General features: G+C 65.7%; 18 protein-coding genes. 6 read left to right on the forward strand and 12 right to left on the reverse strand.

Translation table 11 applies throughout. The features are described 5' to 3' along the window. Positions 1-25: 25 nt before the first annotated feature. The 7 genes from R1Z03_RS16080 to R1Z03_RS16110 all read right to left on the reverse strand — a co-directional run bounded on the left by R1Z03_RS16080 (position 26) and on the right by R1Z03_RS16110 (position 6,440). On the reverse strand, positions 26-610 hold the full coding sequence (locus tag R1Z03_RS16080) for a DapH/DapD/GlmU-related protein (RefSeq protein ID WP_317352723.1): 585 nt from the start codon (positions 608-610) through the stop codon (positions 26-28). A gap of 19 nt (positions 611-629) precedes the next feature. Further along, the gene (locus R1Z03_RS16085) at positions 630-1,379 is read right to left on the reverse strand and encodes an ABC transporter ATP-binding protein (RefSeq protein WP_121454445.1); all 750 of its coding nucleotides are present in this window, start codon (positions 1,377-1,379) and stop codon (positions 630-632) included. A gap of 2 nt (positions 1,380-1,381) precedes the next feature. Continuing rightward, positions 1,382-2,197 (reverse strand): ABC transporter permease, encoded by an 816-nt coding sequence (locus R1Z03_RS16090; RefSeq protein ID WP_284429874.1) that lies wholly within the window; start codon positions 2,195-2,197, stop codon positions 1,382-1,384. A gap of 4 nt (positions 2,198-2,201) precedes the next feature. Further along, positions 2,202-3,152: a Gfo/Idh/MocA family oxidoreductase gene (locus tag R1Z03_RS16095; RefSeq protein WP_317352731.1), complete on the reverse strand. Its 951-nt coding sequence runs from the start codon at positions 3,150-3,152 to the stop codon at positions 2,202-2,204. Positions 3,153-3,172: 20 nt separating this feature from the next. Continuing rightward, the gene (locus R1Z03_RS16100) at positions 3,173-4,468 is read right to left on the reverse strand and encodes a nucleotide sugar dehydrogenase (protein WP_317352733.1); all 1,296 of its coding nucleotides are present in this window, start codon (positions 4,466-4,468) and stop codon (positions 3,173-3,175) included. Positions 4,469-4,587: 119 nt separating this feature from the next. Then, positions 4,588-6,072 carry a mannose-1-phosphate guanylyltransferase/mannose-6-phosphate isomerase gene (locus tag R1Z03_RS16105; RefSeq protein WP_317352735.1) on the reverse strand — a complete coding sequence of 495 codons (1,485 nt, stop codon included), beginning with the start codon at positions 6,070-6,072 and terminating at the stop codon, positions 4,588-4,590. Next, a complete protein-coding gene (locus tag R1Z03_RS16110) occupies positions 6,069-6,440 on the reverse strand; it encodes a DUF2304 domain-containing protein (RefSeq protein ID WP_317352738.1) in 372 nt (123 codons plus the stop codon). Before R1Z03_RS16110 ends, R1Z03_RS16105 begins: the two co-directional genes overlap by 4 nt. Positions 6,441-6,803: 363 nt before the next feature. Here R1Z03_RS16110 and R1Z03_RS16115 point away from each other — a divergent pair, with 363 nt between their 5' ends. After that, positions 6,804-7,094 (forward strand): co-chaperone GroES, encoded by a 291-nt coding sequence (locus R1Z03_RS16115; protein WP_011804151.1) that lies wholly within the window; start codon positions 6,804-6,806, stop codon positions 7,092-7,094. 52 nt (positions 7,095-7,146) lie between these two features. Further along, positions 7,147-8,799, forward strand: a complete 1,653-nt coding sequence (gene groL, locus R1Z03_RS16120) for a chaperonin GroEL (RefSeq protein ID WP_272567476.1) — start codon at positions 7,147-7,149, stop codon at positions 8,797-8,799. Positions 8,800-8,927: 128 nt separating this feature from the next. On the opposite strand, the gene R1Z03_RS16125 is transcribed toward groL, so the two are convergent. The 4 genes from R1Z03_RS16125 to tal form a co-directional block, all read right to left on the reverse strand. Beyond that, positions 8,928-11,018 carry a TonB-dependent siderophore receptor gene (locus tag R1Z03_RS16125; protein WP_317352752.1) on the reverse strand — a complete coding sequence of 697 codons (2,091 nt, stop codon included), beginning with the start codon at positions 11,016-11,018 and terminating at the stop codon, positions 8,928-8,930. Between the two features lie 233 nt (positions 11,019-11,251). After that, entirely contained in the window at positions 11,252-13,162 is a 1,911-nt protein-coding gene (locus R1Z03_RS16130) for a methyl-accepting chemotaxis protein (protein ID WP_317352755.1), read from the reverse strand. A gap of 154 nt (positions 13,163-13,316) precedes the next feature. Then, positions 13,317-14,912 (reverse strand): glucose-6-phosphate isomerase, encoded by a 1,596-nt coding sequence (gene pgi, locus R1Z03_RS16135; protein WP_317352760.1) that lies wholly within the window; start codon positions 14,910-14,912, stop codon positions 13,317-13,319. A gap of 3 nt (positions 14,913-14,915) precedes the next feature. Beyond that, positions 14,916-15,863 carry a transaldolase gene (gene tal / locus R1Z03_RS16140; protein WP_317352764.1) on the reverse strand — a complete coding sequence of 316 codons (948 nt, stop codon included), beginning with the start codon at positions 15,861-15,863 and terminating at the stop codon, positions 14,916-14,918. Positions 15,864-16,032: 169 nt separating this feature from the next. Between tal and zwf the strand changes: the two genes are divergently transcribed. Together zwf and R1Z03_RS16150 are read left to right on the forward strand one after the other, a co-directional pair. Then, entirely contained in the window at positions 16,033-17,499 is a 1,467-nt protein-coding gene (zwf, locus tag R1Z03_RS16145; RefSeq protein ID WP_317352767.1) for a glucose-6-phosphate dehydrogenase, read from the forward strand. A 174-nt stretch (positions 17,500-17,673) separates the two neighbouring features. After that, on the forward strand, positions 17,674-18,519 hold the full coding sequence (locus tag R1Z03_RS16150; RefSeq protein WP_317352770.1) for an SIS domain-containing protein: 846 nt from the start codon (positions 17,674-17,676) through the stop codon (positions 18,517-18,519). A gap of 85 nt (positions 18,520-18,604) precedes the next feature. On the opposite strand, the gene fabF is transcribed toward R1Z03_RS16150, so the two are convergent. Next, on the reverse strand, positions 18,605-19,927 hold the full coding sequence (gene fabF / locus R1Z03_RS16155; RefSeq protein ID WP_317360403.1) for a beta-ketoacyl-ACP synthase II: 1,323 nt from the start codon (positions 19,925-19,927) through the stop codon (positions 18,605-18,607). A gap of 111 nt (positions 19,928-20,038) precedes the next feature. On the opposite strand from fabF, the gene R1Z03_RS16160 reads away from it, so the two are divergent. Together R1Z03_RS16160 and R1Z03_RS16165 are read left to right on the forward strand one after the other, a co-directional pair. Then, positions 20,039-20,635 (forward strand): TetR/AcrR family transcriptional regulator, encoded by a 597-nt coding sequence (locus tag R1Z03_RS16160; RefSeq protein ID WP_317352772.1) that lies wholly within the window; start codon positions 20,039-20,041, stop codon positions 20,633-20,635. Between the two features lie 136 nt (positions 20,636-20,771). Beyond that, positions 20,772-21,206: a DoxX family protein gene (locus tag R1Z03_RS16165; protein ID WP_317352774.1), complete on the forward strand. Its 435-nt coding sequence runs from the start codon at positions 20,772-20,774 to the stop codon at positions 21,204-21,206. The last annotated feature ends 24 nt before the right edge of the window (positions 21,207-21,230 follow it).

The raw sequence follows: 21,230 nt of genomic DNA on the forward strand, positions 1-21,230 counted from the left end.
TACAACTCCATGCGATGGGTGGGGATCAAGCTCGCTGCAGCTCACCATCGATCAAACGATATAAATGACCGGTTTGCGGACAATGTGCTTGCGCGTGTCCAGTCAAGGGAAGATCGAGACGCTCCCCGTGTTCGCTCATCCATCCGATTTGCCGAGCAGGCACGCCTGCAACCAGCGCATAGGCCTTGACGTCGCGTGTGATCACCGCACCAGCGCCGACGAATGCGTGGGCACCAATGGTGGTGCCACATACCACGGTTGCATTGGCACCGAGCGTGGCCCCCTTGCAAACCCGGGTTCGCCTGTACTCGTTTTTACGCACGACGCTGCTGCGAGGGTTGTACACATTGGTGAAAACAACGCTGGGCCCGCAGAAAACATCGTCTTCCAGCGTGACCGCATCGTAGACACTGACATTGTTCTGAACCTTGACGTTGTTGCCGATCATCACGTCATTGCCGACATAGACGTTCTGCCCGAAAGAGCAAGAAAGGCCAATCCGCGCCCCCGCTGAGATATGCACCCAGTGCCAGATGCGGGTCCCCGCGCCAATTTGCGCCCCTGCATCGACGATCGAAGTCGGGTGTGCGGTATAGGATGTTTCGCTCATGCTGCCCAAAATAATGAAGCTAGTTGCCGTGATAGGCAGCCAGACAGTCTTCGATACTTCCCTGCATGCGGATCTGGCCCTCGTTGAGCCATATCCCTGTATTGCAGAACGTTTTCAAGATCGAGTCGTTGTGTGAAGCAAGTACCAGGATCTTGACCTTGCTCATCATGTTTTCCAGCCGAATACGTGCCTTATCAATGAATTGCGCGTCGCCCACCCCAATCATCTCGTCCATCAGCAAGATATCGGGCGCGACGGCTGTCGACACTGCGAAGGCGAGACGGAGCATCATTCCGGAAGAGTACGTGCGCACTGGCAGATGCAGGTAGTCACCCAGCTCCGTGAACTCCTCTATATCGGGGACCAGGTCCTTGGCTTCTTTGCTTCCAATTCCCATCACGACGCACCGTGTGGCAATGAACTCGTAGCCACTGGCATCGGGATCCATGCCCAACATCAGGTCAATCAGGGAAGAGATGTGGCCATCCGCTCTCATCACGCCAGAGGTGGGTTCATACACGCTGGACAGTACCCGCAGCATGGTGGACTTGCCAGCCCCGTTGCGGCCTATCAGGCCCATCCGATCCCCATCCTTGAGAGACAGCGTGATGTCTCGCAGTGCGCGCACTGCGATTGCGCCATGCCCGATGTCTTCGATTCGCCCCCGGTGCCCTTGCGCCTTCCCGAGCAGAGTGTTCAGCAATCCGCGTGAGCGTGATGAAAACAGCGGGAAGTCGACATTGACTCGCTCCAGTTCGATGCTTGCCATGATCAGAGCCAATACACAAGCCTGCGACGGCTCTGCAAAAACACGGTGAAAAATGCCAACAGCAATGCGAGAAAGGTGGCACCGGCCATCAGATAGCTGTAGGGATTGACGGATTCGCCCAAAACGGGGGCCCTCACCAAGTCAAGAAACGCAGCTAAAGGATTGACGTGCACGATCAATTGGGCCCGCTCACTGAGTTGCGATGCCTGCCACATGACCGGCGTGAGAAACATCGCAATCTGCATCAAGCTCGTGACAATCATGGGTATGTCGCGAAAACGCGCGCACAGGGCACCCAGGATGCAGGAAACCAGTACCGCGCACAACACCGTGAATGCGAGCCCGAACAAAAATGGGATGGGCCTCACATCATCCAGGCGCCCAAACGCCAGAAGAACGATCAAGGCAATCGGAATGTTGTGCCCCATCATCAACAGGTTGCGCCATATGACTCGCAAACCGAATGCAGTCTTGGGATAAGGTGTTTGTTTCAGGAATGCGCTGGAGCCAATAAACGTCTGGCAACTGTCGGAAATGCACTGTGAGATAAACAAAAACAGAACATGGCTGACACAGAAGAATGGCAGGTACGTCTGGATATCTATCTTGAAGACCTGCGATCCGATCAAGCCGAATGCGCCGATGAAAATAGCCGTGTTGATCGATATCCACACGGGTCCGAGAAACGAGCGGCGGTACTGCTTGAGGATGTCTTCCAATCCCAGATGCAGCCAGAAGCGCCAAAGCTTGAGCGCGCCCCGCACATCCCCGACCAGCAATTCGAACTGGGAAAGCGGCTTCAAACCAGAAGCTTGCATGCTCTCAATACCCCTTGTTGCGCACGAAGGGATGCACACGCTCATCCCCATCGGCCGCAATGGACGCGCTGCGAATCACGTCCACCGTTTCGATGCAATGCCGCGCATCCGCCAAGCCGTACCCTCGGCCCGCCAGGATTTCGCGGTAACTGGTAGTGTGCAGATCGGTGAAGCCTTCGGAAAACTCGAGTTGCTCACCGCTGACATCGATGTTCCGGTACGTGGGCTTCTTGCCTTTGACTTCTTCCGGTAGATCGTTGGCATCGATGGACAAAAACCATCGCACCCGGGCGCGTTCGTATTCCAGATAGCCGGCGGCCTTCGTTTCCTCACTCAGGTGGATGCGATTGTCCTGAAGCTTGCCGAAGATGAAGTGCAGCATGTCGAAGAAATGCACGCCGATGTTGGTGGCCACGCCAAACGATTTGCGCGGGTCGCCCTTCCAGCTCTCCAGGTACCACTTGCCGCGCGATGTGATGTAGGTCAGTTCGACATCGAACTTGGTGTCCTTGGGTGCCGCAGCCACTTTGCCGCGCAGCTTCAGGATCGCTTCATGGTGGCGCAACTGGAGAATGTTGAATACCCGCCGGCCCGTTTCCTGTTCGATGCGCGCCAGTTCGTCCATCAATTGCGGCGTGGGAACGAGCGGTTTTTCGCAGATCACATCACATCCCAGGCGCAGGCCAGCAGCGATGTGGGCATGGTGCAGGTAGTTGGGCGAGCAGATCGACACGTAGTCAAGTGCGGTGGCTGGATCGCGCTTGAGCTGGTGCGCATGCTCCGCAAACCGTTCAAACTCGGTAAAGAAGTCGCTCTGCGGCGAAATGCTGTCGATGATGCCGACCGAATCGTTGATGTCGTAAGCCACGGCCAGATGGTTGCCGGTGTCCTTGATGGCACGCATGTGGCGCGGCGCGATGTAGCCGGCGGCGCCGATGAGGGCGAAGTTTTTCATGGCGGATCCGAAGGGGAGAATTAGAGGCGAAAAACGGTGAAGCCGGCTTCGGCGGCCTGCCCGCGGTGGTAGAGGCTTTTGACGTCGGCCAGGACAGGCTGTGCGCCACGGCAGTACGTGCGAAGCTCCGCGGGCGTGGCCTGACGGTATTCGTTATGGCCGACCGCCACCACCAGGGCATCGACCGGATGGTCGGCATCGACACGACCCAACGCCAGGCCGTACTCGTGGTCCACCTCTTGTGCGCTGGCCCAGGGATCGGCGATCACCACGTCCGCGCCCCACGCCAGGAACTCGCGCACCATGTCCACGACCTTGCTGTTGCGGATGTCCGGGCAGTTTTCCTTGAACGTGATGCCCAGGATGCCGATGCGGCAACGGGGCACGTCCATGCCGTTCTTGAGCATGAGACGAATGGTGTTGCGCGCCACGTAGCGCGCCATGTTGTCGTTGATGCGCCGCCCGGCCAGGATGACCTGCGGGTGGTAGCCCACTTCCTCGGCCTTGTGGGTCAGGTAATAGGGGTCCACACCGATGCAGTGGCCGCCCACCAGTCCCGGCCGGAAGGGCAGGAAGTTCCACTTGCTGCCCGCGGCCTCCAGCACGTCGAGGGTGTCGATGCCCAGCCGCTCGAAGATGACGGACAGCTCGTTCACCAACGCGATGTTCAAGTCGCGCTGGGTGTTTTCGATGACCTTGGCCGCTTCGGCCACTTTCAGGCTGCTGGCCTTGTGGGTGCCGGCCGTGATGATGCTGCCGTACAGCGCATCCACCGCGTCGGCCACTTCGGGGGTGCTGCCGCTGGTGATCTTCTTGATCTTCGTGAGGGTGTTGACCCGGTCGCCCGGATTGATGCGCTCCGGGCTGTAGCCGCAGAAGAAGTCCGTGTTGAAGGTCTTGCCGCTGAGCCGTTCGAGCACCGGCACGCACACTTCTTCGGTCGCGCCAGGGTACACGGTGGATTCGTAGATGACCACGGCGCCGTCCGGCATGACCCTGCCCACCGTTTCACTCGCCTTGACCAGGGGCGTCATGTCGGGGCGGTTGGCCTTGTCCACCGGGGTGGGCACCGTCACGATGAAGACCTTGCAATCGCGCAGGTCCTCCGGGTTGGCGCTGTATTGCAGGTGGCTGGCGGCTTGCAGGTTTTCCGGGGTCACCTCCAGCGTGCCGTCCTCGCCCGATTGCAACTCGGCGATGCGTGCGGCATTGATGTCAAAGCCGATGACCGGCCGCTGGCGGCCGAACTCCACCGCCAAGGGCAGGCCCACGTAGCCGAGCCCGATCACGGCAATCCTTGCTTGTTCTAGATTCATGTTTTTATGTTGGAAGAATGGGGAGGGTCAAGTGCAGGTGCCGCACTGCTCGCACGCCGGGAAATGCGTGCGCGCGGGCCTGGCAATCGTCACGCCGGTCGCGAAGGCAATCCAATCCATCATGAAACGCCTTCGGCACCGGTAGAGCGCCCGTAGATGTCGTCGAACCGGACGATATCGTCCTCACCCAGATAGTCGCCCGATTGAACCTCGATGATTTCGAGAGGCGTCTTGCCCGGATTGGCCAGCCGATGGCGGCGGCCCACCGGAATGAACGTGGACTCGTTCTGTGCCAGCAGATAGGTGTCGTCGCCATTGGTGATTTCAGCGGTCCCCCGCACCACCACCCAATGCTCAGCGCGGTGGTAGTGCATCTGCATGCTCAGGCGCGCGCCCGGGTTCACCACGATGCGCTTGACCTGGAAGCGTTCGCCGCTGTCGACAGCGTCGTACCAGCCCCATGGCCGGTGCACCTTCCGGTGGTGGTGGGCCAGCGCATGCCCTGCCTGCTTCAGCCGGGCCACGATTTGCTTGACGTCCTGGGTACGGCGCTTGTCGGCCACGAGGACCGCATCGGGTGTTTCGACGACCACGATGTGGTCGAGCCCCACGCCGGCCACGAGCCGGTGGGTGGACATCAACAGGGTGTCCTGGCTGTCTTCCAGCAGGGCATCGCCCACGGTGGCGTTGCCTTGGCCGTCGCGCGGCAGCACGCCCCACAGGGCATCCCAGGCGCCCAGGTCGGACCAGCCCGCCTGCAGCGCGACCGCGAACGTGGGGATGCCGATCTCCGGCATCAGCGGCAACCGTTCCATCACGGCATAGTCGATGGAATCCGAAGGGCAGGCCTGGAAGGCGGCCGCGTCAGGCCGGATGAAGTCGAGATCACGCTGCGCCCCCGCCATCGCGGCCTCGCAGGCCTGGAGGATGTCGGGGCGGCAAGCACGCAGAGCGGCCAACCACTGGCTGGCGCGCACCATGAAAAGGCCGCTGTTCCAGAAATAATCACCCGCATCGAGATAGCGCTGCGCGGTCGCGGCATCGGGCTTCTCGGCAAAGCTGGCAATGCGGTGGATGCCCGCACCCTCCGGGCCCGCCGCATGGCACTGGATGTAGCCGTAGCCGGTTTCCGGCCGGTCCGGCACGACGCCGAACGTCACCAGTCCGCCCGACAGGGCCATGGAATGGGCCCGCCGGACCGCGGCGTGAAACGCGGGCAAATCCTTCACCACGTGATCGGCCGGCATGGCCAGCATGATCGGATCATCGCCTCCAGCGCATGCCTGCAAGGCGGCCAGCGTCAGTGCGGGCGCGGTGTTGCGCCCCTCGGGCTCCAGGAGTACGCGTGCCGTCCGGATGCCGACTGCCAGCAACTGGCTGGCCGCGATGAACCGGTGCTCGGTGTTGCAGACCAGGATGGGATCGGGCGCGACGTCGATCTCCGGCGCCCACCCCTGCAGCCTCAGTGCCGTGTCCTGGAGCATGGTGCGGGAACCGGCCAACGCCAGAAACTGCTTGGGATAGGCCTCCCGCGACAGGGGCCACAAACGCGTGCCCGACCCGCCGCACAGGATGACCGGCAACAACGGCTGCGCCAAGGTCATGGCTGCGATCCATCGCCCATCACGCGCGCGCGCAGGCTTTCATTGTCGGCCTGCAACAGGGCCAGCCGCTGGTTCAACCGGCGGACATCCCTCTCGATGCGGGTGTTCACCATGTCGGTGTGCAACGACTTCACCAGCAGCACCATGCTGGCCAGCAGCAGCAGCAGCGCAGGGGGATAGCTGATGCCCAGCAGCTTGGCCAGACGATCGATCAGTCCCGGCCAGGCCCCCAGCAAGGCAGCGGCCCCCGCCACCACCACCCAGAACAGGCCGTGCATCAGATACAGGTGATCCCTGCGGATCAGGTAAAGGATCAGCACCGCCAGGCCGATGCCCATCAGCGCGGTGGTTGCTTGCAAAGACGCCATTGGACTCCCGAATCTATGGATCTGACCCGCATCGGGCGTTTGATTGAGAGCACCGCCGGGAACAGCGCCCATCCCTGCTTGGGGACCAAGCGGACTGCGGGCGCCGAATCACCTCCGGCCTCAAGGAGGTCGGTATTGTAGGTGCACGCCTCATCCATCCCTCAGCCGCCGTCCTTCCTGTGGGCGCGCCGCACTCCCACTGCCAGTCCCCCTCTTGAAATGCGAAAGAATGCCCGTATCATTAGCACTCGACGCGACCGAGTGCTAGCAACGCTGGCGCCAAGCCGCTGAAGTCAGAAAGCGCCCGCACCCTGCGGGCGTGTTGTTGATGTCGCAATCCTTTTTTGAACCAGGAGAGATGCAATGAACCTTCGCCCCCTGCACGATCGCGTGATCGTCAAGCGCATTGAAAGCGAAACCACGACCGCTTCCGGCATCGTGATCCCCGACAACGCCGCTGAAAAGCCCGATCAAGGTGAAGTGCTGGCCGTCGGTCCCGGCAAGAAGAACGACAAGGGCGAGCTGATCGCCTTGAACGTGAAGGTCGGCGACCGCGTTCTGTTCGGCAAGTACTCTGGCCAGACCGTCAAGGTCAACGGCGACGAGTTGCTGGTGATGAAGGAAGACGACCTGTTCGCAGTCGTCGAGAAGTAAGCCTTTCGGCCCTTTTCCCGAACATCCTGTTTACTGAATCCGGAGAAATCAAATGGCAGCAAAAGACGTAGTTTTCGGCGGCGAAGCCCGCGCCCGCATGGTCGAAGGCGTGAACATCCTGGCCAATGCGGTCAAGGTCACCCTGGGCCCCAAGGGTCGCAACGTGGTGCTGGAGCGCTCGTTCGGCGCCCCCACCGTGACCAAGGACGGTGTGTCCGTGGCCAAGGAAATCGAACTCAAGGACAAGCTGCAGAACATGGGCGCCCAGCTCGTGAAGGAAGTGGCTTCCAAGACGTCCGACAACGCCGGTGACGGCACCACGACCGCCACCGTGCTGGCACAGGCCATCGTGCGCGAAGGCTTCAAGTACGTGGCCGCGGGCATCAACCCCATGGACCTCAAGCGCGGCATCGACAAGGCCGTGACGGCCCTGGTGGAAGAGCTGAAGAAGGCTTCCAAGGCCACCACGACCTCCAAGGAAATCGCCCAGGTGGGTTCGATCTCCGCCAACTCCGACGAAACCATCGGCAAGCTGATCGCTGACGCCATGGACAAGGTCGGCAAGGAAGGCGTGATCACCGTGGAAGACGGCAAGTCCCTCGAGTCCGAACTGGACGTCGTGGAAGGCATGCAGTTCGATCGCGGCTACCTGTCGCCCTACTTCATCAACAACCCCGAAAAGCAATCCGCGATTCTGGACAACCCCTTCGTGCTGCTGTTCGACAAGAAGATCAGCAACATCCGTGACCTGCTGCCCACGCTGGAGCAAGTCGCCAAGGCCGGCCGTCCGCTGCTGATCATTGCCGAAGAAGTCGAAGGCGAAGCCCTGGCAACGCTGGTGGTCAACACGATCCGCGGCATCCTGAAGGTCGTGGCAGTGAAGGCCCCTGGCTTCGGCGACCGCCGCAAGGCCATGCTGGAAGACATCGCCATCCTGACGGGCGGCAAGGTCATCGCCGAAGAAGTGGGCCTGACGCTCGAGAAGGTCACCCTGGCCGACCTGGGCCAAGCCAAGCGCATCGAAGTGGGCAAGGAAAACACGATCATCATCGACGGCGCCGGCGCCGCTGAAGACATCGAAGCCCGCGTCAAGCAAGTGCGCGTGCAGATCGAGGAAGCCACGTCCGACTACGACCGCGAAAAGCTGCAAGAGCGCGTGGCCAAGCTGGCTGGCGGTGTGGCCGTGATCAAGGTCGGCGCTGCCACCGAAGTCGAAATGAAGGAAAAGAAGGCCCGCGTGGAAGACGCCCTGCACGCCACGCGCGCAGCGGTGGAAGAAGGCGTCGTGGCTGGTGGCGGCGTGGCGCTGCTGCGCGCCAAGCAAGCCGTGGGCAACTCGATCAAGGGCGACAACGCCGATCAGGATGCCGGTATCAAGCTGGTGCTGAAGGCCATCGAAGCCCCCCTGCGCGAAATCGTGAACAACGCCGGCGGCGAAGCCTCGGTCGTGGTGAACGCCGTGCTGGCCGGCAAGGGCAACTACGGTTTCAATGCCGCCAACGACACGTATGGCGACATGCTGGAACTGGGCATTCTGGACCCCACGAAGGTCACCCGCACGGCCCTGCAGAACGCCGCTTCCGTGGCCTCCCTGCTGCTGACGACGGAATGCATGATCGCTGAAGCCCCCAAGGACGACGCACCGGCCGGCGGCGGCATGCCCGACATGGGCGGCATGGGTGGCATGGGCGGCATGGGCATGTAATTGCCGGCCGCACCGGACGGGATGCACTCCCGCCCGGCTGCTCCATCAAAAAACCCCGCAGGCTGCAAGGCCTGCGGGGTTTTTCTTTGGCGGGGCCGTGGGTGCGGCCCGCAGGATCGAGGGGCTGCTCAGAAACGGTAGGTCGCGCTCAGCACCACGTTGCGCCGGGGCGCCCACCAGCAATCGCCGCGCGACAGGCAGGTGCTCATGTACTGCTTGTCGGCCACGTTGTTGATGTTGAGCGCGTAGCGCCATGCCTGGCTGTCATAGGCCAGCAACGCATCTCCGACGAGCGACGATGGAACGCGCGGGCCGGAACCATCGCGGAACGCGGAGAGGTACCGCACCCCGGCCCCGGCCGAAAAGCCGCGAATCCCCGCGACGGAAAATCGATACAGCCCCCACACGGCCGCCTGGTTGCGGGGCAGGCCTTCCAGGGTCGGATCCACATCGGTGTAGTTGTAGTGGGCGATCAGATCGAACGCGGTGGTCACGCGGGTCTTCAGTTCCAGCTCCAGCCCCTTGTTGCGGGTCTGTCCGACCTGCAGCGTGTTCATCGGATTGGTCGGATCGGTGACCTTCTGGTTCTTTTCCTTCAGGTCGTACACCGAGGCGGTGAACGAGGTCGCGCCGCCTTCGGGCAGGTACTTCACCCCCACTTCGATCTGCTCGCCTTGCAGCGGCTTGAAGCGGGCCCCCGAGGTGTTGGTGCCGCTTACCGGGCTGAACGACTCCGCATAGCTGATGTACGGCGTCCAGCCGCCGGCCAGTTGATACATCACGCCCAGGCGCTTGGTGGTGTCGCTGGTGCGGTCATCGGCCGAGCCGGCCAGGGCATTCGCCACGCGGTCATGGCGCAGGCCGGCGATGAAGATCCATCGGTCCCACTTCATCTGGTCCTGCACATAAATGCCGGTCTGGCGCTGCACGTTCCGGGGCTGCGCGGTGAGCGGCCGGTCGGTCCGCCCGCTGTACACCGGCGCGAACGCGTCGATGGGCGAATCGTAGGCATCGCCGGATTCCGCCTTGTCCTCCGACTGGCGATTCCAGTCGAGGCCCAGCAGCAACTGGTGCTGCACGGCGCCCGTGGTGAGCCGGCCCAGCAGGTTGGTGTCGACCGCGGCCATGCGCGTGCGGGTCACGTTCTGCCCGTACAGCCGGCCGATCAGGCGCTGGTTGACCGGGTCGGCGCCCCACCCGCCCGGATCGGTGAAGAAGTCCGCATAGTGGTAGCCGCCCCGGTTCTCGTTGCGAGCCCAGCGCAGGTTCTGGCGCGCCGTCCAGGCATAGTTAAAACGGTGTTCGAACTGGTAGCCGATGGATTGCCGATCGGTGTCGTAGTAGTCGCCCGGCTCGCCGATGAACTGGCTGGTGGGCAGCTGCCCGTTGGGATTGGGAAGCAAGGTGCCCGACCAGGGCAGGAACTGCGACGTGCTGCCCGAACGGTCCTGCTGCCAGTGCGCCTGGAGCAGCAGCGACGTCGCCGCATTGGGCCGCCACATCAGCGACGGTGCGATCAGGCGGCGGTCGTCGGGCACGTGGTCCACCTGCGTGTCGGCGTCGCGGGCCAGCGCCACGAGGCGGTACGACCACTGGCCATCGGCCGTGAGCGGGCCGGTCAGGTCGGCCTGCAGCTGCTTGCGGTTCCAGCTGCCGATCTGCACGCCCACTTCGCGCTGCGCTTCCTGCAGCGGGCGCTTGCTCACCATGTTGACCACGCCCGCCACGGTGCCGGTGCCGAACAGCATGCCCGACGGGCCGCGCAGCACCTCCAGGCGCTCCAGCGTGTACAGCTCCGCGGGCGTGGTGCTGGTGTAGTAGTTGTAGCTCTGGCGCAAGCCATCGAGGTAGATGTCCGGGTAGCTGCCGCGCACGCGCACGCTGTCGGAGCGGCTGTCCAGACCATAGGCATCGCTGCGCACGCCCGCGGCATAGAGCAGCGCCCCCTGGAAGGTCGTCGCGCCCTGATCGACCATCTGGTCGCGCGTGACGACGGTGACCGATTGCGGCGTTTCGCTGAGCGGCGTGTCGGTTTTGGTGGCCGTGGTGGCGTTGCGGGCGCGGTAGCCCACCACGGGGCCGGTGGCGGATTCCTTTTCGGCGTTGGCATCCACCCGCACTTCGGACAGCGTGGCGCCCACGCCCTGTGCATGCGCCCAAGGCACCAACCCCAGGGCGGCGGCCACGCAGGCAGGGCCCCGCAGATCAATGAATTTCATGGCAAATATAAATAGTATTGATAACGATTCCTATTCTAGAAATCGATGATCGATCTGTAAGCAATTTGTTGCAATCAGGCGACATGCCGACGCTGCATTCCCGGGACGCGGCAGAACCGGCGGCAGCCCCTCCTGCCTCGGTCGACCCCAAGAAAAATCCCCGCGGGTCGCGAGACCGGCGGGGATTGTCTGGATGCGCTGGCGATGTCAACGCCGGCAGCGAAGCCTTCCCGTCACACCTTGAAGGCCCCCACCACCTGCCGCAACAGGTCGGTCTGCTCCTGCATGGAGCGCGCCGCGGCGGACACTTCCTCCACCAGCGCCGCGTTCTGCTGCGTCGTGGTGTCGAGCTGGGCGATGGCTTGGTTCACCCGCTCGATGTCCCGGCTCTGCTCCACACTCGCGGCCATGATCTCGCCCATGATCGAGGCCACGCTGGTGTTGGTGGCGATGATCTCGCTCATCGTCGTGCCGGCCTGCACCACCAAGGCGCTGCCGGACTCCACCTTGGTGACCGAGTCCGCGATCAGGTTCTTGATGTCCTTGGCCGCTTCGGCCGAACGCTGGGCCAGGCTGCGCACCTCGCTGGCCACCACCGCGAACCCGCGGCCCTGCTCGCCCGCGCGGGCCGCCTCGACCGCGGCGTTCAGCGCCAGGATGTTGGTCTGGAACGCGATGCCGTCGATCACCCCGATGATGTCCACCACCTTCTTGGAAGACGTGCTGATCGAATCCATGGTCTCGACCACGTTGCCGATGACCTGCCCGCCCCGGGACGCCACCTGGAACGCATCGGTGGCCAGGCGGTTGGCCTGGTTGGCGCTGTCGGCGTTGCGCTTGACGGTGCTGGTGATCTGCTCCATGGAGCCCGCCGTTTCCTGCAGGAACGCGGCCTGCTCCTCCGTGCGCACGGAAAGGTCGTGGTTGCCGCTGGAGATTTCACCGGAGGCCGAGGCGATCGACGATGCGCCCGTGACCACCTGGCTCACCACGCCCTGCAGGCGGGCGATGAAGGCATTGAAGCTCGCCGCGACCGCGCCGAACTCCGCCCCGCCGGTTTCGGGCAGACGGCGCGTCAGGTCCGCCTCGCCGGCCGAGAGCGCGTCGATGTTGCCCTTGAGGACGGCCAGGCGCTTCATGAACAGGCGAACGCCCATCACCATCAGGCCCAGCAGCACCAGGGCCATGGGCACCTGCACGGCGGCCAGCTTGGTCAGGATGCGGTGGCTGTTGACCGCCAGCAACGAGGCCGGAAGGGCCGTGGCGATGAACCAGGGGCTGCCGGGAATGGGTTTCAGAAACAGCACCTGGGTCCCCTCGCTGTCCTTGAACGAACTCTCGGCCGCCGCGTTGGCTTGCAGGGTTGGCAGCATTTTCTGGATTTCCGCCGCCATGGGCGAGCTCGCCGCGATGTCCGAGACGTTCTTCAAGACGACGTTGCCCTGGATCTTCGTGCTGTTGCTGACGATCTTGCCGTCGCCCTCGACGATCAGGATCTGTCCCTGGATCCTGCTTTCCATGTCCGCCACGAGGCGGTTGAAAAAGCCCAGCGTCACGTCGATGGTGGACACGCCATACAGCTCGTCGCCCTTGTAGATGGGCATGGCGCAGTTGGTGCGCGGCTGCGGGCTGGCGGCGTCCTGGTAGGCCTTGGCCCACTTGCACTGGCCCTTGGGCGCCGTCTTGCCGTTCTCATACCAGGGCTGCTCCCAGTATTTGAGCGACTCGGGGGAATTCCAGTGGGTGTTGACCACCAGCTTGTTGCTGCCGTCCCGCGCGAAGAAGGTGCTGAACTTGTCGCGGCCCGGCTCCCGCTTGTTGGGCAGGGGCCAGATGCCGCCGCCGAACACGTTGGGGTCGCCGTACTGGTCCACCAGGCCGGGCTGCAGCACGTCGATCTGGTCGCTGGCCAGCAAGGCCACGGTCTGGGTGATGCTGCGGGACTGGGCCTCGACCTGGCGAAGCTGCTCGCTGATTCGCACCGAGATCTGCTCCACGTTGGCGGAGACGACCTTGCCTTCCAGCGTGGACAGGTCCGGCGTGACGGACAGTTGGATGACGGCGAACGTTCCCAGCAGAAGGAGCAGGAAGAAGCCGCAGATCAGGAGGGTGAAACGGATTTGGGTGGAAGCAGTGCGGATCATGGGCAGTCCGGTGATGGGATAAAAAAGGGAGACACGCGGTCTCCCTTTGTTATCGGCAACCGTCCGGCGGCGTTGAGGCCCGCAGGCCCGCCGTTACAACCCCGCTCGCCCCTCGACACCCCATCGCGCCCGCCCGGGGCGCCAGGCGTTCAGGTCAACGCAGCTGGCGCAGCAGGCCGGCGGTCGAAGCGTCCAGCCCATCGGTGTCGCCCGAGGACAGGCGGGGCTCCAGCTCCCGGGCCAGCACCTTGCCCAGTTCCACCCCCCACTGGTCGAAGCTGTTGATGCCCCAGACCGCGCCACTCACGAACACGCGGTGCTCGTAGAGCGCGATGAGCGCACCCAGCGAGGCAGGCGCCAACTGATCCAGCACCAGGAACGTGCTGGGGCGGTTGCCGGTGAAGTGCCGGTGCCCGGACTCCTGCGGCCGGCCCAGCATCAGCGCCTTGGCCTGGGCCAGGGCGTTGGCCACGAGGCGCGAATGGTGGTGCGGCAGGTCGCGCGCGCCCTTGCGCAGCGCGATGAACTCCACCGGAATCACGTCGGGCCCCTGGTGGACCATCTGGAAGAACGCGTGCTGGCCGTTGGTGCCGGGTTCTCCCCACACCACGGGCGAGGTCTGCACCGCCAGCGGCCGGCCTTCCCAGTCCACGCCCTTGCCGTTGCTCTCCATCTCCAGCTGCTGCAGGTAGGCCGGCAGCCGGCGAAGGCCGTGGCTGTAGGGCGCCACGCAGCGGCTGGCGAACCGGTGGAAGTTGCGGTACCACACGTCCAGCAGGCCGAGGCGCACCGGCAGGTTGCGCTCCAGCGGCGCGTGGCGAAAGTGCTCGTCCATCGCGTGGGCGCCGGCCAGCAGGTCGCAGAAATGCGCCGCGCCGATGGCGATGGCGATCGGCAGGCCGATGGCCGACCACAGCGAATAGCGCCCGCCCACCCAGTCCCAGAAGCCGAGCGTGGTGTCGATGCCGAACTCCGCCGCGGCTTCGACGTTGGTCGTCAGCGCGACGAAATGGCGCGACACCGACACGCGCCCGGCCTGCCGCGGACTGCCGCCGTGCGACAGAAACCAGTCGCGCGCCGCATGGGCGTTGGACATGGTCTCGGCGGTGGTGAACGTCTTGGAGGCGATGAGGAACAGCGTGCTCTCGGGCCGCAGGGTGTGCAGCAGCGTGCCCAGTTCCTGCCCGTCGACGTTGGAGACGAAGTGCAGGCGCTTGTCGCTCTGGCGCAGGTCGTCCAGCGCCTTCACCACCATGGAAGGCCCGAGGTCCGACCCGCCGATGCCGATGTTCACGATGTCGGTGATGGCGGTGTCGGCACGCACGCGCTCGGCCAGCGCCAGCATCGCATCGAGCGTGGTGTGCACGTCGCGCAGGCTGTTTGCTACGAAATCAGTAGCGCCAGGGGCATGATTTTCTAAGGCATCGGCCGGATTTCGCAACAACCAGTGCATCACCGCGCGCTGCTCGGTGTGGTTGATCGCCTCGCCGGCGAACATGGCGTCGCGGTAGGCCTCCAGACCGCATTCGCGCGCCAGCTGCATGAGCAGCGCCTCGGTCGGCCGGTCGATGCGGTTCTTGGACAGGTCGGCGAACAGGTGCGGCGCCTCCTGGCTGAAGTCCTCGAAGCGCAGCGGGTCGATGGCGAACGCCTGGCGCACGTCGAAGGTGCGGCCGATGTCGTCGTAGCGGGCCTGCAGCGCCGCCCAGGCGGTGGTGTGGTCGCAGCGGATGCGTTGGGGCATGGTCATGGGTCAGGCGGCCTGCATCATGTGTTCGAGCTTGGCCGCATCGGCCGCGAAGGCGCGGATGCCTTCGGCGAGCTTCTCGGTCGCCATGGCGTCGGCATTGAACGCGTAGCGGAAGGCGGGCTCGTCGTATTCGACGGCCGGCAGGTCCAGCGCGCGCGCCGCCTCGGGGTCGAGCGCGCGGGTCAGCGGCGCATCGCTGGCCGCCAGTTGCGCGAGCAGGTCGGGGGCGATGGTCAGCAGGTCGCAGCCGGCCAGCGCGGTGATCTGTCCCACGTTGCGAAAGCTCGCCCCCATGACCTCAGTGGCGATGCCGAAGTGCTTGTAGTACTGGTAGATCTGGCGCACCGACTGCACGCCAGGGTCGTTGGGGCCGGCCATGGCCGCCTCGTCCCACTGGGCGCCGGCCTGCTTCTTGTACCAGTCGTAGATGCGGCCGACGAAGGGCGAGATCAACTGCACCTTGGCGCGGCCGCAGGCCACGGCCTGCACGGGCGAGAACAGCAGCGTGAGGTTGGTGTGGATGCCGCGCTCTTCCAGGATGCGGGCGGCTTCGATGCCCTCCCAGGTGGCGGCGATCTTGATGAGCACGCGGGCGGTGTCCACGCCCTCGGCCTGGTACAGCTCGATGATGCGTTCGCCCCGCGTGACGGTGGCCATGGTGTCGAACGACAGGCGCGCATCCACTTCGGTGGAGACGCGGCCGGGAATGAGGGAGAGGATTTCGCAGCCGAACCGGACGATCAGCCGGTCCATGATTTCTTCCACCGGATGGCCCTTCCAGCGGGTCACGGCCTCTTGCAGCAGGGGGGCGTAGTCGGGCTTTTGCACCGCCTTGAGGATTAGCGAGGGGTTGGTCGTCGCATCCTGCGGCTGGTAGGCGCTCAGTTGGCGGAAGTCGCCCGTGTCGGCCACCACGGTGGTGACCTGTTTGAGGGCGTCGAGTTGGTTCATGCAATGCTCCCGTGAGGTGGCGTGCGGGGGCGCTCGGGCGGGCCCCGTCGGCACGGCAACCGCAGAGTGTATTGCGCGGTAACCCGGGTTCCTGTCAGTCGCCGCCTCATCATGAAACTCGGTAACATGCCCGGCAGCTTAATTACCAATTTTCTGGGACGCGACAACGATGAGTTTCGATCTGGTTCTGTTCGGCGGCACGGGCGATCTGGCATGGCGCAAGCTGCTGCCGGCCCTTTTCCAGGCGTTCCGCCACGGCTCGCTGCCCGCAGGCGGCCGCATCATCGGCGTGGCGCGGGACGACCTGACCGATGCCGCCTACCGTGAACTGATCGCCAGCCGTTTCGCCGCTGTGGTGGACGACAAGCGCCCGAGCGCGGAGGAGTTCCAGCAGTTCGCGGCCTTGCTGCAGTACCAGCGCATGGACCTGTCCAAGCCCGAGGACTACGCCCGGCTGGCCGAGCGGCTGGGCGAGCGGCAGGCCGACACCGTGGTGATGTACCTGGCCACCGCCCCGGGCCTGTTCACCACCGCCTGCGAGCAGCTCGGCGCCGCCGGGCTGGCCACCCCAAACACGCGCGTGGTGCTGGAAAAGCCGCTGGGCCACGACCTCGAATCCAACCGCGCCATCAACGCGGCGGTGCGCACGGTGTTCAACGAGTGGCAGATCTTCCGCATCGACCACTACCTGGGCAAGCCGTCGGTGCAGAACCTGCTGGCGCTGCGCTTCGGCAATGCGCTCTTCGAGCCCCTGTGGCGCCGCGAGACCGTCGCCAGCATCGAGATCACCATGGCCGAAAAGCTGGGCGTGGAAAAGCGCGGCGCGTTCTACGACGGCACGGGCGCCCTGCGCGACATGGTGCAGAACCACGCGCTGCAGCTGCTGTGCGCGATCGGCATGGAGCCGCCCATCAACGCCCATGCCGATGCCATCCGCGACGAAAAGCTCAAGGTGCTGCGCTCGCTGGTCCCCTGGACGCCCGCCACCCTGGCACGCGACGTGGTGCGCGGCCAGTACACCGCCGGCAGCCTGAGCGGCGAGCGCGTGAAAGGCTACGCCGACGAGGACGGCGTGGCGCCCGGCAGCCGCACCGAGACCTTCGTGGCCCTGCGCACCGAGATCGCCAACTGGCGCTGGGCCGGCGTGCCCTTCTACGTGCGCACCGGCAAGCGACTGGCCTCGCACGAGGCGCACATCGCCATCAACTTCCGGCCCACGCCCCACCCCATCTACCGCTCGCCGATGGGCGCGGCCAACCGGCTGGTGATCCACCTGCAGCCGCGCGACGGCGTGGCCCTGCACCTGTTCGCGGCGGGCCAGGAAAAGCGCGGCACCCGCGTGTCGGAGGCGCAGGCGCTCGCGCCGGTGCACCTGGACCTCGACTTCGAGCAGCGCTTCGGCACCGAGCGCGTGGGCGCCTACGAACGCCTGCTGCTGGACGTGATCGGCGGGCGCCTGAACCTCTTCGTGCGGGCCGACGAGCAGGAAGCCGCCTGGCGTTGGGTGGAGCCCATCATGCAGGCCTGGCGCGACTCCGACGACGGCCCCCGGCCCTACTCCGCCGGCAGCTGGGGCCCCAGCGCCGCCAGCGCCATGGTGGCGCGCGACGGCCACACCTGGATGGAGGAAGCGTGAGGCCCCCCCTGAGTCGCCTGCGGCGCCTTCCCCCCAAGGGGGGACGACGCCCGTGGCCTGGCAAAGCCAGTTCCACGGCGTCTGCGGGCGTGGCCTGCTCCGCGGCCATTCGACGGGTCAGGCCGCAGCGGGCGCATGGGCTGCAGGCGATGGGCTGCGCGCAGGAGCACTGACATGATCGAACGCATCACCGCATCCCTGCCATCCCTGGCCCCGGCCGAGCAGCGCGTGGCGCAGCTCGTGCTGGACGACGCGCGGGCCTTCGCCCGGCTGCCGGTGCGCGAACTGGCGGCCCGCGCCAGCGTGAGCAAGCCCACCGTGGTGCGGTTTTGCCGCAGCATGGGCTACGACGGCCTGGCCGACTTCAAGCTCAAGCTGGCCGGCAGCGTGAGCGAAGGGGTGCCCTTCATCCACCGCAGCGTGGACGCCGACGACAAGACCGGCGACGTGCTGGTGAAGGTGGTGGACAACGCCGCAGCCGCTTTCCTGCAATACCGCAACGCCGCCAGCACCGGTGCCATCGAACGCGCCGCCAAGGCCATCGCGGACACCTGGCAGACCGGCCGGCGCATCGAGTTCTACGGCGCCGGCAATTCGGGCATCGTCGCGCAGGACGCGCAGCACAAGTTCTTTCGGCTGGGCATCACCAGCATCAGCACGAGCGACGGCCACATGCAGGTCATGAGCGCCACCCTGCTCGGCCCGGGCGACTGCGCGGTGATCGTCTCCAACTCCGGCCGCACGCGCGACCTGATGGACGCGGCCGACATCGCGCGCAAGAACGGCGCCACCACCATCGCCATCACCGCGAGCGGGTCGCCCCTGGCCCTGGCCTGCCACATCCACCTGGCGGCCGACCACCCCGAGGGCTACGACCGCTACAGCCCGATGGTGTCGCGCCTGCTGCACCTGCTGGTGATCGACGTGCTCGCCACCTGCGTGGCCCTGCGCATCGGCGAACCCCTGCAGCCCCGCCTGCAGCAGATGAAGGACAACCTGCGGGCCAAGCGGTACACCTGATCCGGCCCGCCCGCCAGGAGGCGGAGGCTTTCAGGCCTCCAGCGCAATATCCACTAGGGCATTCAGCTATTATTTTTATAGCATCTCAGGGCACCCATCGGCGGAACACCAGCGAGGCGTTGACACCGCCGAAGCCGAAGCCGTTGACCAGCGCATGCGCCAGCTTCATCGGGCGGGGCCGGTGGGCCACCAGGTCCAGGCCCTGGGCGAGATCGTCGGGCTGGTCCAGGTTCAACGTGCCGGGCACGACCTGATCGCGCAGCGCGAGGACCGTGAAGACCGATGCCACCGCGCCCGCCGCCCCCAGCAGATGCCCGGTCGCCCCCTTGGTGGAGGCAATGGCCACCGCGGCCCCTTCGCCGAACAGGCGGCGGATCGCCGCCAACTCGCCCCGGTCGCCGACATAGGTGGACGTGGCATGGGCATTGAGGTGCTGCACCTGCTCCGGCTGCAGCCCGGCCTGCGCCAGCGCCGCCTGCATGCTGCGCAGGGCACCGTCGCCGTCTTCCGGGCCCGAGGTGATGTGGTGCGCGTCCGCAGAGGTGCCGTAGCCCACCACCTCGGCCAGCGGCACGGCGCCGCGCGCCAGCGCGTGCTCCAGCGCCTCCAGCACCAGAACACCGGCGCCCTCCCCCATCACGAAGCCGTCGCGCGCCGCATCGAACGGGCGAGACGCGGCGGCAGGGTGGTCCGCGAAGCCGGTGGACAAAGATTTGGCCGCGGCGAAGCCGCCCAGGCTGACGCGGTCGATCGCGGCCTCGGTGCCGCCGCACACGGCCACGTCGGCTTCGCCGCAGCGGATCATGCGCACGCCGTCACCGATGGCCTGGATGCTGGCGGCGCAGGCCGTCACGGGCGCGCCGATGGGCCCTTTCAGGCCATGCCGTATCGACACGTGCCCCGCCGCCAGATTGACCAGGAACGATGGCACGGTGAAGGGCGACAGGCGCTGCGGCCCCCGCGTATCGGTGGTGCGCACCGCCTCGGCAATGGCGCCGAAGCCGCCGATGCCGGAGGCGATCACCGTGGCCGTGCGGTGGGCCGCGTGGGCATCCGCCGGCGCCCATCCGGCCTGCGCCAGGGCTTGCTGCGCCGCGCCGAGGGCGAAGGGGATGAAGCGGTCCATCTTGCGCGCATCCTTCGGGCCTACCACCGTGCCGGGGTCCCAGCCGCCCTCCGGGTCTTCCATGGTCGTCGGCACCACGCCGCCCACCTTGGCGGCCAGGCCCTCCACGGTGGATTCCGGCAGGCGCCGAAGGCCCGAAGCGCCCGACAGCAGCCGGCTCCAGGCCCGCTCCACGCCGCAGCCCAGCGGGGACACCAACCCCATGCCGGTGACGACCACGCGCCGCATCACGGCGCTCCGTTCGAAGGCAGGCAACTCGGGTTCATTCTTGGGATTCGCCATCATGGGCCTCGCTGGTATGTGCGCGGACGGCCGCGCATTTAAGATTACGGCCGTCATCATAAATGCATGGCCATTTTTTGCGTACGGTCGCAATCAAAAAGGAATTTCCCCATGAAAGTCTCCAAGGCCCAAACGGCAGAAAACCGGCAGGGCATCCTCGATGCCGCCGCGCGGCTGTACCGGGAGCGTGGCCTGTCCGGCGTGGGCGTGGCCGACATCACCCGCGATGCGGGGCTGACGCACGGCGGCCTGTACCGGCATTTCGCCTCCAAGGACGCGCTGGTGCGCGAGGCCTGCGCGCTGGCCTTCGACTGGTCGATCCCCGCGCTGGAGGGCAGCGAGGGTGACACCCCCCTGGCATCGCGGGTGGCGAGCTACCTGTCCCCGGTGCACCGCGATCGCCCTGGCGAGGGCTGTCCCGTGGCGGCGCTGGCGGTGGATGCGGCCCGGGCCGGGGGCGGCCTCTCCGAGGTGTTCGCCCAGGGCATCGAACGCAACATCGACCGCTTCGCCCGGGTGATCGAGGGCCTGGCGCCCGCCGACAGCGCCCCCAGCGCCCAGGGCCGGGCGCGCGCCATGGCCATGCTGGCCACCATGGTGGGCGGGCTCGTGCTGGCGCGGGCCACGGCGGACGGACGGCCCGCACTCTCGGACGAGATCCTCGCCACGCTGCGGGAACAGCTGGCCGCGCCATCCCCCGGCGCGTGACGAACGCCGCCCCTGCCGGGCAAGGGGCGCGGCCGCATGCACGGCCATCTCCCGGACGCAAAGTTGTGCGAAAACGCACTGACAGCCCGGGCGCGTCCCCGCATACTGCGATTTTTGACCTGGAGAGGAGAACCCCATGAACAACGCATCCCGCCACCCCGCCTCCGCCGCCGCATCGGACGATGCCGGCAAACTCGTCCTGCGTATCGCCGTCGGCGTGCTCGTGCTGCTGCACGGCATCTTCAAGCTGCAGAACGGGGTGGGCTTCATCAGCGGCATGCTGGAGCGGGCCGGCCTGCCGGGCGCCCTGGGCTACCTGGTGTTCGTCGGCGAAATCCTGGCGCCGGTGCTGATGATCGTCGGCCTGGCCACCCGCGCGGGCGCCGCCATCGTGGTGGTCAACATGCTGGTGGCGTTCGGCCTCGTGCACATGGCCGACCTGTTCGCGCTCAACAAGCAGGGCGGCTGGGCGCTGGAACTGCAGGGCCTGTACCTTTTCGGCGCGTTGAGCGTGGTGCTGCTGGGCGCCGGGCGCTACAGCGTGGGCGGCGTGAACGGCAAATTCAACTGAACGGGGGATGGGCGGTGGCGCCTG

Source organism: Acidovorax sp. BLS4 (assembly GCF_032929295.1).
Classification (GTDB): Bacteria; Pseudomonadota; Gammaproteobacteria; order Burkholderiales; family Burkholderiaceae_C; genus Paracidovorax.